Source organism: Vreelandella halophytica (genome assembly GCF_968193635.1).
In genome coordinates, this window is the sequence record NZ_OZ309107.1 from 1,480,766 (window position 1) to 1,493,664 (window position 12,899).

A 12,899-nucleotide genomic window follows, 5' to 3' on the forward strand; every position below is an offset into this window, starting at 1 on the left:
GCCCCCTTCGGGGGGCCTTTTTTTTGTGCTTAAAAAAGCAGTCGTCATGTAAAAATATTATAAATATGTTCTACGCTTTATTTGGAAACAGTGTTCGATTGGTATATATTGTATAAGTAAGCCGGTCGAACCGGCGCCAATCCCTGGCAAAAGATAAAGGATGACTCTTATGAACAGCGTTAAAACGATTTCTGCCGCCGTGATTTCCGCCAGCGTCTTGATGGCGAGCCAAGCGGCTTTCGCAAGCCAGAACGAGGCGGGCGACATCTTCGTTCGCGGTGGTTTCGCGCAAACGGATACCGGTTCCAGCAACGGTAACGTGGCCGGTGATTCCCTGAACGTGCAAAGTGAAAATGGCTTCACCTTCGGTGCGGGCTACCTGTTCACGCCTAACGTCGGCCTCGAGCTCAACAGCTCCGAAAAATTCGAGCACACCTTGAACACTGGCTCGGCGGGTAATATCGGCTCGATCGATCGTCTACCGGTCAACCTGCTGGTCAACTACTACCCGCTGGGTGGTTTTGACTCTCCCGTACAGCCCTATGTAGGCGCGGGCCTTAACTACACGCGTTTCTCTGGCGAGCCCAGCGACGTTAGCGTCAAGCACAGCTACGGCGCCATCGGCCAGGCCGGTGTCGATCTGGCCGTCACCGACAACGTCATGCTCAACGGTTACGTAAGCTACTCGGATGTGGACTCCGACATTCGTGTCGGCGGCGAGACCGTTGGTGAAGTCGATATGAACCCTGTTACCGTTGGTGGCGGCGTTACCTACCGCTTCTAAGCCTTCGGGTGAACAGCGCTAGATAAGCACCTAGACGCTCGGCAAACGCCGGGCGTTTTTGTGTATGCCCGGTTTGCCACGACGCCGGTCACGGTTAAAGGAGTGCCGACATGCCCGCACAGTCTGTTGATACCCCCTCAGCTGATACCTACTTCGTTGATACCCACTGTCACTTCGATTTTCCCCCGTTTGTCGGGAACGAAACCCGGAGCCTGGCGTTGGCACGAGACGCCGGGGTGGAAAAGATCATTGCGGTAGGTGTCTCAGCGCAGCGCTTCGACGGCGTCATGGCGCTGGCCGAGCGTTTCGAGCCGGTGTATGCCGCGCTCGGCATTCACCCCATGGCGGTAAAGGAGGTGCAAGAGGGCGATCTCGAGCAGCTCGAGGCGTGGCTTCAACAAAAGCCCGACAAGCTGGTGGCGATCGGAGAAATCGGCCTGGATCTTTTTATCGATGACCCCCAGTTCGAAAAACAGGAGGCGGTGCTGACGGCTCAACTGCGCCTGGCCCGCCAGTTCGATTTGCCCGTGATACTTCACTCCCGGCGCACCCACGACAAACTCGCGATGCATTTAAGGCGCCTCGAGCTTCCCAGAGCCGGCGTGGTGCACGGCTTTGCCGGCAGCGAGCAGCAGGCGCGAGCCTTTATCGAGGCGGGGTACTTCATTGGGGTGGGCGGTACCATGACCTACGAGCGCGCCACCAAAACCCGCCGCACCCTGTCTCGCCTGCCGCTCTCTTCGCTTTTGCTGGAAACGGACTCGCCGGATATGCCCGTGCAAGGGTTCCAGGGCGAGCCCAACCGCCCCGAGCGTATTCGCCACGTTTGGCAGAGCCTTTGTGAGATCCGCGATGAGTCGCCGTCAGACATTGCGGACACCCTTCGCGACAATAGCCGCCGTCTGTTTCGTATCTGAGCGCCGGCGCCTTTGCGCGGCCGCCGGAGCAGCGCGCCGGTGTTTAAAAGCGCCCCTCAAAGGCGCAACGCTTTAAAGCGTCAGGTTCTCGAAGCTCGATTCGGTGACCGCTACGTTATCCTCGATACGAATCCCGCCGCAGGGCAGCAGTGACGCCACCAGCGGCCAGTTGATGGCAACGTCCTGCGCCTTGAGCGGGTCCAGCAGCATGGGGATGAAGTAGAGCCCGGGCTCGATGGTCACGACCATGCCGGGTTTGAGCGTGCGCGTCAGGCGCAGTGCCGGGTGCTCCTTCGGGGCGGGCATCGGGGTGCCGTCGGCGGCATTGAGCCCGCCGACATCGTGCACCTGCAGGCCCAGCGAATGCCCCAACCCGTGGGGGCAGAACGCGCGCGTCACCCCCAGGCGCACGGCGCTTTCGGCGGTGTCCTTGTAAAGATCGAAGCTCACCAGAATATCCGCCAGGCGTTTGTGCATCTTTTCGTGCAGCGCCAGGTATTCGACTCCCGGCCCGATGCTTTTGACCAGTTCGTTTTTCAACCCGTGCATGGCGACCACCAGCGCACCGAAGGTTTCCGGGGCATCCGGGCCGACGTGGGTGCGGGTGATATCCGCACAGTAACCCCGGAAGCGATGCCCGGCATCCACCAGCAGGCTATGGCGCAGTTGGGGCGGCGCTAAATCGTAGTGCTGGTAGTGGAGCACCCCGGCGTGGTCGTTGAGGCCGATGATGTTTTGATAGGGCACTGCGGATTCGCGCTGACGGCTTGCGCCGAGATACGCCAACTGAATGTCGAGTTCGCTGCTGGCGCCGATGAATGCAGCCTTGGCGGCCTGGTGGCCGGCCAGGGCCAGCCGGTTGGCCTCGCGTAGGCAAGCAAGTTCGTAGTCGGTTTTATAAAGGCGGTTTTCGTCCAGCGCGTGGACTAGCGCCTTGGGCATCACCTGGCCTTCAAGCGCCTGGCGTTGGCCCTCGTCCAGGCGCTCGATGTCACCGATCACCGCGGCATTTTTGGAAAGCGTGGGAGTGGGGCGCTCGCGGCAAAGCGTGATGTCGAACGCCTCGACCCAGGGCTCTTCGGGAAGCGCGGTGGTCAGGTGCCAGAAGTCGCTCGGAGCAAAAAGAAGCAGTTTGGGCTTTTTGCCCGGCTCGATCACCACCCAGCTGTGCTGGGCATCGCTTAGCCCTACCCAGTGCATGAAGTGACCGTAAGCCTGGAAGGCGGGGGCGTGATCGTCGGCGAAGAAATTATCGGTGTGGCCGCTGTAAATCGCGACGCTATCGAAGGCAGTGCGTTGTAACAGGTCGGCGTAAGTGCGCTCGAGATGCGCCAAGTGTGCTTTTTGAAGTAACAAGAGTGTGTCAGACATAACGATCCTTTTAAACGCGTAGCGAGGGCAGCTCGCTCCAGAGCCTTTCGAGCTCGGCGTGGTGCTTTTTCTGATGACGATACAGGCGAAGCTCCATCGTTACATCCCACTGGGTGCTGCCGGCGCGCATCAGTGTGCCGCTTTCAAGCTCGGTGGCGACGTTGCGCTCGGGTAGCCAGGCCATGCCGTAACCCAGCAGCACCAGCTCCTTGATATTCGCGGCAAACAGGTTTTCGCTCTGGGCGGTCAAATAGCTGCTCTGAGAGAGCCGAGCCAGGTGCGCTTTCACCGCCGCGCCCAAAAGCCCGCGTTTGGGGTAGGCCAGCCAGCGCACGGGCTGTGCGGAGGTACCAGGCAGTTGGGCGGCGGGCTCGCCCGCCGGGTTCAGCGCGGTTACCGGAATCAGCCGCTCCTTGCCGATTACCCGGTAGATGCAACCGCTGGTGTCGATATCCAGATCGCAGCGCCCGGTGGGCCAGTAGCAGATCGCCAGATCGCACTCGGCCCGGGCCAGCGCCTGAAAGTAGTCGCCGGCCACCCAACCCGTCGCCCTTAGGTAGGGCTGAATGCGGTCCTGCCAGCCAATGTCGGAAAGCCATCGGGGCAGAAACTGGGGCAGCAGGCTTTGGGGGGTGGCCACCATGATCCGCCGCTGCTGACCGGCGCTGATTTCCTGAACCCGGTCGCGGGTCAGGCGCACTCGGTCGGTGATTTGCTCGCAGAGGGTCAAAAACTCCTCCCCGGCCGGTGTGAGTGACAGCGGCAGGGTTTGGCGGTTGATCAGCGTTGCGCCCATTTCCTCTTCGAGTAGCTTGATTCGCCGTGAAAAGGTGGGCTGGGTCACGTGCTGCTCGTCCGCCGCGCGGGAGAAGTGCCGGGTCCTGGCCAGGGCGATAAAATCTTCTAGCCAGCGAATTTCCATGCCTTACTCCGTGATAATGAAGGAGCGGCGCTAATCCGGTGGCTCGACATTATAATCGGCCTTCTTCAACGCCGTGACAGGCCACCCGCGTGCCGTCGTCCTGGGTTCGTAGTACGGGAATCTCCTGCTTACAACGCGCGTTGGCATAGGGGCAGCGGCCGTGGAACACGCAGCCGCTGGGTAAGTTCACCGGGGTCGGCACCTCGCCGGAAAGGCGAATGTGCTGGGGCCGGTCATCCTGCAAGCGCGGGATCGCCGATAACAGCGCCTGAGTATAGGGGTGGCGGGGCTTGTCGAAAAGCGTACCGGTGGTGGCTATTTCGCACACCGTCCCCAGGTACATGACCGCGACCCGGGTACCGAAGTGCTCGACCACGGCCAGATCGTGGGTGATGAACAGATACGTCAGGTTACGCTCGTGCTGGGCGTCCATCAAAAGATTCAGCACCTGGGCTTGAATTGAGACGTCCAGCGCCGAGATCGGCTCGTCGGCGACGATGAACTCCGGGTCTACCGCCAAAGCGCGAGCAATGGCGATACGCTGGCGCTGACCGCCGGAGAATTCGTGGCCAAAGCGCTTGCCCCAGTCCGGGTCGATGCCCACCGACTGCATCACCGACTGTACCTTGTCGGCCACCGCGTCACGGCCCCACTCTGGATGGTGAAAGCGCAGCGGCTCTTCCAGGGTTTGCTGGATGGTCATCCGCGGGTTGAGCGACGCGTAGGGGTTTTGAAAGATCATCTGCATGCGCTTGCGATACGGCAGCAGCTGGCGGGAACTCAAGTCGTCGATACGCTGACCGTCGAAATGAATTTCCCCCTCGGAAGGGCTCAAAAGCCCCATGACGGTGCGCGCCACGGTGGATTTGCCGCAGCCGGACTCGCCGACCACGCAAAGGGCTTCGCCGCGCTTGATATCCAGGTTCACGCCGTTGATGGCGTGAACGTACTCCTGATGGCGGACCAGCCGGCCCTTTTTAAAGCGCAGCTGATCGAGAAAATCGCCGGACAGCGAGAAGCGTTTTTTCAGGTCGCGAATTTGTAAAAGCGATTCGGGGCTTGGCTCGTTGACGCCAGGGGTGCTGGACGTCTCGAGCTCACGAGCCGGGATCACGTTGGCCTCGGCACTCATGGGGTTTCCTCCTTCGCGCGGCGGTCTTCGAGCATTTCGGCCACCATGTGGCAGGCGACGCGGCAGTTGCCGGTATCGACAAAGCCTGGCACCTGTTCGGTACACGCCGTCCGGGGTTCGCCATTTTGGCGGACCCGGAAGTCGCAGCGCGGATGAAACGCGCAGCCGCTGGGCAGATTGGAAAGCGACGGCATGCTGCCGGGAATCTGGTTGAGCTTCTCGCCGGGCGTGGCCATTTGCGGCAGGGCGTTGATCAGCCCCTGGGTGTACGGGTGCTGCGGGTCGTTGATGATCTCCCGGGTTGGGCCCTGCTCGATGACCCGGCCGGCGTACATGACCAGCATCCGCTGGGTGACCTGGCTGACCACCCCCAGATCGTGGGTGATCAGGATCAAACCGACGTTGTGCTGCTCGCAAAGATCCAGCAATAGCGCCATGATTTCCGCCTGGATGGTGACATCGAGGGCGGTGGTGGGCTCGTCGGCAATGATGATGTCCGGGTCGAGCAGCAGGGCGATGGCGATGATGATGCGCTGGCGCATACCGCCAGAAAGCTCGTGCGGGTACTGGTCCAGGCGCTTCTCCGGCGAGGGAATCTGCACTTGCTGGAGCTTGTCCAGCGCAATGGCGCGGGCGGCCTTGCTGGAAATACGCCGGTGCGCTTTCAAACACTCGACCATCTGCTCGCCGATGGAAAGCACCGGGTTGAGCGTCATCATCGGGTCCTGGAAAATCATCGAGATACGGTTGCCGCGTACTTTGCGCAAGCCGCGCTCGGACATCTTGTTGAGCGTTTGACCCTCGAACGCGACGCTGCCGCCGGCGATGAAGCCGGGTTTGGAGATGAGGTTCAAAAGCGAAAACGCGGCCACCGACTTGCCGGCGCCGGACTCACCGACGATCCCTAGGCGTTCGCCGCGGTCCAGGGTGAAGTTGATGTCGCGCAGGGCGTGCACTTCGCCCTGGCGCAGCGCAAAACGAACATCGAGCTGTGAAACTTCAAGTAGTGCCATGGTGTGTCACCCCTTGTAGAGCCGGGGGTTCATGACATCGCGAAGCCAATCACCCAGCAAATTGATAGAGAGCACCAGCACGACCAGTACCGCACCGGGGATCAGCGTAATCCACCAGGAGCCCGACTGAATATAGTCGAACCCGGCCTTGATCAGTGAACCAAGCGATGGGTGGGTTTCCGGCATCCCAAGGCCCAGAAACGAAAGCGCGGCCTCGGAGATGATCGCGTTGGCGATCTGTACGGTGGAGATGACGAAAATCGGCGACAGCGTATTGGGCAGCACGTGGCGAAACATGATGCGTTTGCTGCGAAGGCCCATGACCCGGGCGGCGTCGACGTACTCTTTGCTTCGCTCGGCCAGCACCGAGGCGCGCACGGTACGCGCGTACTGAGGCCACTCGGCAAGTCCAATGATCAGAATCAGCATGAGCACCGCGTACTGGCTGTAAAAAGCGCTGCCCATGGTGGCCTTGACCACCGCACCCACCACGATCGCGACCATCAGGGTGGAAAACGAAAGCTGGATATCGGCCAGGCGCATCAGAATCGCATCGACGCGCCCGCCCAGGTAGCCCGCCATCAGGCCAAAGGTGACGCCGATCAGCGCCTGTAGCAGCACGGCGCCAAAGCCGATCAAAAGCGAGACGCGGGTGCCGTAGAGGATGATCGACCAAAGATCGCGCCCCTGGGCGTCGGTGCCCAGGCTGTAGCGATCGTCGGCACCGTCGATCCAGAAGGGCGGAAGCTCGGAGTCGAGGATGTTGATCTGGCGTAGATCGTAGGGGTCGGTCGGGGCCAAAAGCGGTGCCGAAAAGGCCGCGACCACCAAACAGATGAAAATGAACAGGCACAGTTGAGCGGTGCGGTCACGCTTGAAGCTGTACCACAGATAGGAGTCGCGCAGGCGCTCCCAGCGGCTTGGGGCGGTCGTGGTGGTCATGCGGGCTTACCTGTCAGTTTTACGGTGGGGTTAACGAAGCCGTAGATCAAATCCACGATCGTGTTCGTCACCACGAATATGACGCCGACGATCATCAGGTAGCTGACGATCAGCGGAATGTCGGCCCGGTTGATTGCTTCCAGGAACATCAGTCCCATGCCGGGCCATTGGAAAACGGTTTCGGTCAGGATGGTGTAGGCCACCATGGTGCCGATCTGCACGCCGCCCACGGTGATGACCGGCAGCATGGTATTTTTCAGCGCGTGAACGAAGTAGATGCGCCGCATGGAAATACCCTTGGCGCGGGCGTACTTCACATACTCCGACTGCAATACTTCCATCATTTCCGCGCGAATCAGGCGGACGAACAGCGGCAGCATAATGGAGGCCAGCGAGATCGCGGGCAGCACCAGGTGTTGGATACCGCTCCAGGTGAGTAAGTTGGTGTCCCAGTGGCCGGCGACATGGACCAGGTCGTAGCCGCGCCCGAAGGAGGGCATGTTGCCCGAGGTGGAAAGCAGGCCGTTGAGCCATGCCCCCCAGCCGGTGGCCTGGGGAAAGAGGGTCACGGTCATGCCGATCGAAAATATCTGGATCAACACGATCGCGGTCAAAAATACCGGGACCGAGATGCCGATAATCGAGGCGCCCATAAAAAAGCGCGAGACCGGCGAGCGCGGCTTGATGGCGCTGTATACCCCAATGGGGACCGAGAACACCACGATGATGAGCGTTGCCGCAAAGACCAGCTCGAGGGTGGCGGGCAGGTGGCGGGCAATGACCTCGAGCGCGGGTTCGCGATAGAAGTAGGATTGGCCGAAATCGCCCTGCACGGCGTTGGTGGCAAACCGCGCGTACTGCACCAGGAAGGGGTCGTTGAGCCCCATCCGCTCGCGCAGCGCCTCGCGCTCGCTTTCCGGAACGGACTGGCCCACCAGCTGTTGTACCGGGTCACCCAGGTTATCCTGGATGGCGAAGGCCAATACACTGATGACAAACATCACCAATACCGCGTGCATCAGCCGCTTGATTAAAAAAGCAATCATGGCGTACGCCACCTATGTAATCGTTGGTCAGGGGAGCAAAAGGGTGATTCGCAGCCGCAGCGGGCAGCCACGTAAAATGCTTCGCCCTCTCGGTCGAGAGAGCGAAGCATCCTTGCCTGCGGGTCGTGCTGGGAACTAGCGGCTACGAAACGCGCAAGTATTAGCGGTCGATCACCAGGTCGCCCAGGTACGGGAAGTCGATCGCGTTCACGACCGGCTCGATATCGATACCTTCGGCGGCGGCGTAGGCCAGGTTCTGCCAGTGAAGCGTGATATAGCCGACGTCTTCGTAAAGCATGGCTTCGGCTTCCTGGAGCATCTCGGCGCGTTTTTCCAGATCGGTTTCGCTATCCGCTTCGGTGACCAGCGCGTCGATCTCTTCGTTGCAGTAACTGCCGTAGTTGTATTGACCGGCACCGGTCTCTTCATCCGGGCAGAAAGTGAGGTACTGGAAGAGGTTGGCGGTATCTTCGGTATCGGAGTGCCAGCCGACCATCGCGATATCGGAGGTGCGCTCGTCGTACTCCGGCCAGTACTGGGCCAGCGGCATGGTGCGCAGGTTCACGGTGATATTGATTTGCGACAGCATGTTGGCGACCGCCTGAGCGATCTGGGCATCGTTCACGTAGCGGTTGTTAGGCGCGATCATTTCAACGGTGAAGCCGTCTTCGAAGCCCGCCTCGTTCATCAGCTCCTGGGCCCGTTCGATATCGTAGCGCGGTACCAGATTCGGGTTGAAACCGACGTAGCCTTCCGCGGAGAGCTGACCGGCCGGGGTGGCGAAGCCGCGCATCAAGCGATCAGCGATGCCTTCCTGGTTGATGGCCAGGTCGACGGCTTGGCGAACGCGTACGTCCTGGAAGGCTTCGACACGCTCTTCGTTGAGCTGGAAACCGATGATACGCGTGCCGGGCACCTCGATGAGGTCAACGCCCTGGGCGTCGCGTACACGGTCCAGGTCGTTGGGCGGCACGGCGTCGATGAAGTCGACCCCGCCGGAAAGCAGCGCGGCGACGCGAGAAGCGTTTTCGGAAATCGGCGTCAACACGATTTCACTGACGTTACCCTCGCTTTCGGTGTCCCAGTAGTCATCGAAACGCGCGAAGTCGACCCGTACGCCCTGGCGGCGGCTAGTGACCTCGAAGGGACCGGTACCGGAGACGTTGCGTGAGGCAAAGGAGTTGCCTGCTTTCACGATCTCGGCTTTATCGTCGCCACCATCGGTATCACCGGTATAAAACTGGCTATCCATCGGGAAGATGTAGGTGGCGAGGTTGAGCATCAACGGGTAAGGCTCGGTGGTGGTGATCTCGACGGTATAGTCGTCCACGGCCTCGACGCTTGCGATCGGCTCGAAGATCGCGCGGTAGTCCGGGCTCTGCTGCAAACGCTCGATGGTCCACACCACGTCCTGGGCGGTCAATTCGTTACCAGAGTGGAAGGTCACGCCTTCACGTAGCGTCATGCGCAGGTGGGTTTCGTCGACCTGTTCCCATTCGGTTGCCAAGCGCGGCTCGAACTCGAAATCCTTGGTCCAGCGTACCAGCGGGTCGAAAACGAGGTGAGAAAAGCGCAGCATGCCGCCGGAGAGCTGTTCGTGGATATCCAGGGTTTCCGGGTCCGCGGCGTAGCCGATACGCAGCGTTTCAGCGCTTGCGGTGAGAGGAAGTAGGGCAGTACCCGCCAAAGCCGCGCCGATAACGGACGCGAGGATCGTTTTTTTAAGCTTCATGAATTGTTCCCGTTAGACATTAGTTATTGTTCAACTTTGTTGGCGCCTATTCCACTAGGCGCCAACAAAGTAGACACGGTCAGCCCGTAAGCCATCTTAATAACATAGAGATTGCCCGTGGCCAGGCACAATCGAAAAAATGACACGCTTCATTCATCTACTGAATGAGTCGGCGCAAAGCCGCGTGGTGCCTTATTCATGAAATAAAACTAACGTATGATTCAAAGCGATGATGTATAAGGGAATGGCGATGAAGACGCGTCCCAAAACGCCGCTAAAGCCGCCGGGCCAAGCGCCAACATGTTGGGGCGCGCTTGCGCCCGTGTCGTGGCTGGGTGTCGTGGTGGAGTATCGCGGCCGGGGCGAAGTAGTCTCGGCGGTCAGCGCTTTCCCGCGAAGAGGTTAGCCAAAGCGCTGGTGAAGCCAGCGGTTGATATCATCGGACTCATAAAGCCACTCGGTCTCGCCGTCGTCCCGCGCGATTTTAAGACACGGCACCTTGGTCCGGCCCCCGCCCTGCAATAGCGCCTCCTTGTTGGCGGCGTCGTGCTGGGCATCCCGGGTTTCGATGTTGAGATTCAGTCGGGCGATCTCCTTGCGCACCTTGATACAAAAAGGACAGGTGCGGAACTGATAAAGCGCCAGGTTCTCGCAGGCCTTGTCGGCCTCGGCCTGCGCCTCGGGTGTGCGCTCCATCCCCTTGGGCGTGGAGAGCTTCTCCGAGGCCAGCATGAAAGGAGACATCACCAAACGGACGCCGCGAAAGAAGGTGCGAATCACGCTACGCATCAGGTACTCCATAAGCGGGGGCTGCGCCGCTTGAAAAGGGTGGGTCGATTGAGTGGCTGCATCCTGCAACAAAGCGGGCGCGTTGTCACATTCAGGCCACGAAATTGGCGGGCGAAGATGAGCCTGTCTTCAAGGCGTGCTAGTCTCAGCGACTGATTTTTTACGCTTTTTTGGAATCGCTCGGCCAAGCGGTGTCGCCAAGGGGAGGGGGTAAAACCCATGCGTCTGCATATTATCGGTATCTGTGGCACTTTTATGGGCAGCCTTGCGCTGTTGGCCCGCGAGCTTGGCCATCAGGTCAGCGGCTCGGATGCCAACGTCTACCCGCCGATGAGCACTCAGCTCGAAAACGCCGGCATCACGCTTAAAAACGCCTACCGGGCCGATAACCTCGGCGAGGACATCGACCTGGTCGTGGTGGGTAACGCGCTGTCCCGGGGTAATCCGGAAGTCGAGGCGCTGCTCGATTTGAACCTGCGCTACACCTCCGGTGCGCAGTGGCTTGCCGATTACGTGCTGCCCGGTCGCCAGGTGATCGCGATCGCCGGCACTCACGGTAAAACCACTACGGCTAGCCTTCTGGCCTGGCTTTTGGAGAGCGCCGGGCTCACACCGGGGTTTTTGATCGGCGGGGTGCCGCGCAATTTCGGGGTTTCCGCCCGGCTGGGAGCGCAAGAAGCGCCCTTTGTCGTCGAAGCCGACGAGTACGACACGGCGTTTTTCGACAAGCGCTCCAAGTTCGTCCACTACCGCCCGCATATCGCCGTGCTCAATAACCTGGAGTTCGACCACGCCGATATTTTTCCGGACCTGGCGGCGATCGAGCGCCAGTTTCATCACCTGGTGCGCACCGTGCCGAGCAAGGGCCTGTTGCTCACCGCCGACGATCAAAGCGCTTTGACGCGGGTGCTCGATATGGGCGCCTGGTCACCGATCGCGTATTTTGGAAATGACCCGGCAAGCCCCTGGCGCTATCAGTTGGAACAGCCGGACGCCAGCCGCTTTCGGGTGATTCACGAGCCGGGCGAGACCGCCGAGGACGCCGTAGTGGAGTGGGGGCTGACCGGCGAGTACAACGCGCGTAACGCCCTCGCCGCGCTCGCCTCTGCTCATCGGCTGGGCGTGGATTTGGCGCGGGCGTGCGCGGCGCTTTCACGCTTTCAAACGCCGCGGCGCCGCCAGGAAGTGCGCGGCGACATAAACGGCATACAGGTGATCGACGACTTTGCCCATCACCCCACCGCCATCGCCGCTACGCTGAAGGGGCTGCGCGCCGCAACCCCCAACGGGCGGCTTTTGGCCGTGATCGAGCCGCGCTCCAATACCATGCGCCTTGGGGCGCTTGCCGAGCGGTTGAAAGGCTCTGTCGAAGATGCCGACGCCGCCTTTTGGTTCGAACCCAAGGGGCTCGATTGGTCGATGGCCACGTTGGTGGACGACCAAAAGCCTGGCGGGCTGTATCACGATATCGACGCGCTGGTTGAGGCGGTGGTGGCCCGGGCGCTGCCCCAGGACCGTATCGTGGTCATGTCCAACGGCGGTTTCGACGGCGTTCACGAGCGTCTTTTACGCGCACTGGCTGACAAGGGGGTTTGAATGGACGAGCGTGATAGCACGACGGGGTTCAAGGCCCCGGTGAGCGTGGCGCTGACCGGCGCCTCCGGCGCCCAGTACGGGCTGCGCCTTATCGAGGTACTGGTAGGCGCTGGCTGTGAGGTGTGGGTGATGATCTCCAAGGCCGCCCACATGGTCATCGCCACGGAAACCGATGTGGACCTGCCCGCCAAGCCCGAGCGCTTGCAGGAAGCCCTGACGGCGCTAAGCGGCGCGAAGCCGGGCCAGATTCGCTGCTTCGGGCGTGAAGACTGGATGGCCCCGGTCGCCTCGGGCTCCGGCGCGCCTTCTAGAATGGTGATCTGTCCGTGCTCTACCGGCACGCTTTCGGCGGTGGCCACCGGGGCGAGCAATAACCTGATCGAGCGCGCCGCGGATGTCGCTCTCAAGGAGCGCCGTACCCTGGTCATGGTGCCCCGCGAAACGCCGTTCTCGGCGATTCATTTGGAGCACATGCTGACGCTGAGTCGGCTGGGCGCGGTCATTTTGCCCGCCGCCCCCGGCTTTTATCACAAGCCAACCTCGATCGACGACCTGGTCGACTTTATCGTGGCGCGCATTCTCAATCAGTTGGGTATCGCCCATTCTCTGGTGCCCCGCTGGGGCGAACAACCCGCTGGCTCATAACCCGTTCAAT

At 60.9% G+C, this 12,899-nt stretch carries 12 protein-coding genes; 4 read left to right on the forward strand and 8 right to left on the reverse strand.

Going from position 1 to position 12,899, the window contains the following annotated elements; translation table 11 throughout:
* The first annotated feature begins 169 nt into the window (after positions 1–169).
* Complete coding sequence (locus ACWHXT_RS07030) at positions 170–784, forward strand: OmpW/AlkL family protein (protein WP_447528490.1); 615 nt, start codon at positions 170–172, stop codon at positions 782–784.
* Between the two features lie 110 nt (positions 785–894).
* On the forward strand, positions 895–1,701 hold the full coding sequence (locus ACWHXT_RS07035; protein ID WP_447957752.1) for a TatD family hydrolase: 807 nt from the start codon (positions 895–897) through the stop codon (positions 1,699–1,701).
* Positions 1,702–1,773: 72 nt separating this feature from the next.
* Here the strand turns inward: ACWHXT_RS07035 and pepQ are convergent, their stop codons facing one another.
* The 8 genes from pepQ to ACWHXT_RS07075 all read right to left on the reverse strand — a co-directional run bounded on the left by pepQ (position 1,774) and on the right by ACWHXT_RS07075 (position 10,648).
* On the reverse strand, positions 1,774–3,072 hold the full coding sequence (pepQ, locus tag ACWHXT_RS07040; RefSeq protein WP_447957753.1) for a Xaa-Pro dipeptidase: 1,299 nt from the start codon (positions 3,070–3,072) through the stop codon (positions 1,774–1,776).
* Between the two features lie 10 nt (positions 3,073–3,082).
* A complete protein-coding gene (locus tag ACWHXT_RS07045) occupies positions 3,083–3,994 on the reverse strand; it encodes a LysR family transcriptional regulator (protein WP_447928776.1) in 912 nt (303 codons plus the stop codon).
* A gap of 49 nt (positions 3,995–4,043) precedes the next feature.
* Positions 4,044–5,126 carry an ABC transporter ATP-binding protein gene (locus ACWHXT_RS07050; protein WP_447528494.1) on the reverse strand — a complete coding sequence of 361 codons (1,083 nt, stop codon included), beginning with the start codon at positions 5,124–5,126 and terminating at the stop codon, positions 4,044–4,046.
* Positions 5,123–6,139, reverse strand: a complete 1,017-nt coding sequence (locus ACWHXT_RS07055) for an ABC transporter ATP-binding protein (RefSeq protein WP_447928778.1) — start codon at positions 6,137–6,139, stop codon at positions 5,123–5,125. The genes ACWHXT_RS07050 and ACWHXT_RS07055 overlap by 4 nt, the downstream gene beginning before the upstream one ends.
* 6 nt (positions 6,140–6,145) lie before the next feature.
* Positions 6,146–7,081, reverse strand: coding sequence for an ABC transporter permease (locus tag ACWHXT_RS07060; RefSeq protein WP_447928779.1), 936 nt, complete (start codon positions 7,079–7,081; stop codon positions 6,146–6,148).
* On the reverse strand, positions 7,078–8,127 hold the full coding sequence (locus ACWHXT_RS07065) for an ABC transporter permease (protein WP_447957754.1): 1,050 nt from the start codon (positions 8,125–8,127) through the stop codon (positions 7,078–7,080). The genes ACWHXT_RS07060 and ACWHXT_RS07065 overlap by 4 nt, the downstream gene beginning before the upstream one ends.
* Positions 8,128–8,287: 160 nt before the next feature.
* Positions 8,288–9,859, reverse strand: coding sequence for an ABC transporter substrate-binding protein (locus tag ACWHXT_RS07070; RefSeq protein ID WP_447957755.1), 1,572 nt, complete (start codon positions 9,857–9,859; stop codon positions 8,288–8,290).
* A gap of 402 nt (positions 9,860–10,261) precedes the next feature.
* Positions 10,262–10,648, reverse strand: coding sequence for a glutaredoxin family protein (locus tag ACWHXT_RS07075; protein WP_447957756.1), 387 nt, complete (start codon positions 10,646–10,648; stop codon positions 10,262–10,264).
* Between the two features lie 219 nt (positions 10,649–10,867).
* On the opposite strand from ACWHXT_RS07075, the gene mpl reads away from it, so the two are divergent.
* Together mpl and ACWHXT_RS07085 are read left to right on the forward strand one after the other, a co-directional pair.
* Positions 10,868–12,244, forward strand: coding sequence for a UDP-N-acetylmuramate:L-alanyl-gamma-D-glutamyl-meso-diaminopimelate ligase (mpl, locus tag ACWHXT_RS07080; RefSeq protein ID WP_447957757.1), 1,377 nt, complete (start codon positions 10,868–10,870; stop codon positions 12,242–12,244).
* Complete coding sequence (locus ACWHXT_RS07085) at positions 12,245–12,889, forward strand: flavin prenyltransferase UbiX (protein ID WP_447957758.1); 645 nt, start codon at positions 12,245–12,247, stop codon at positions 12,887–12,889.
* The last annotated feature ends 10 nt before the right edge of the window (positions 12,890–12,899 follow it).

Excerpts from the sequence above, each read along its gene's own strand:
- ACWHXT_RS07085 (WP_447957758.1), top strand. The coding sequence starts at position 12,245 with ATGGACGAGCGTGATAGCACGACGGGGTTCAAGGCCCCGGTGAGCGTG.
- ACWHXT_RS07055 (WP_447928778.1), bottom strand. The coding sequence starts at position 6,139 with ATGGCACTACTTGAAGTTTCACAGCTCGATGTTCGTTTTGCGCTGCGC.
- ACWHXT_RS07060 (WP_447928779.1), bottom strand. The coding sequence starts at position 7,081 with ATGACCACCACGACCGCCCCAAGCCGCTGGGAGCGCCTGCGCGACTCC.
- mpl (WP_447957757.1), top strand. The coding sequence starts at position 10,868 with ATGCGTCTGCATATTATCGGTATCTGTGGCACTTTTATGGGCAGCCTT.
- ACWHXT_RS07030 (WP_447528490.1), top strand. The coding sequence starts at position 170 with ATGAACAGCGTTAAAACGATTTCTGCCGCCGTGATTTCCGCCAGCGTC.
- pepQ (WP_447957753.1), bottom strand. The coding sequence starts at position 3,072 with ATGTCTGACACACTCTTGTTACTTCAAAAAGCACACTTGGCGCATCTC.
- ACWHXT_RS07070 (WP_447957755.1), bottom strand. The coding sequence starts at position 9,859 with ATGAAGCTTAAAAAAACGATCCTCGCGTCCGTTATCGGCGCGGCTTTG.
- ACWHXT_RS07050 (WP_447528494.1), bottom strand. The coding sequence starts at position 5,126 with ATGAGTGCCGAGGCCAACGTGATCCCGGCTCGTGAGCTCGAGACGTCC.
- ACWHXT_RS07075 (WP_447957756.1), bottom strand. The coding sequence starts at position 10,648 with ATGCGTAGCGTGATTCGCACCTTCTTTCGCGGCGTCCGTTTGGTGATG.
- ACWHXT_RS07035 (WP_447957752.1), top strand. The coding sequence starts at position 895 with ATGCCCGCACAGTCTGTTGATACCCCCTCAGCTGATACCTACTTCGTT.
- ACWHXT_RS07065 (WP_447957754.1), bottom strand. The coding sequence starts at position 8,127 with ATGATTGCTTTTTTAATCAAGCGGCTGATGCACGCGGTATTGGTGATG.
- ACWHXT_RS07045 (WP_447928776.1), bottom strand. The coding sequence starts at position 3,994 with ATGGAAATTCGCTGGCTAGAAGATTTTATCGCCCTGGCCAGGACCCGG.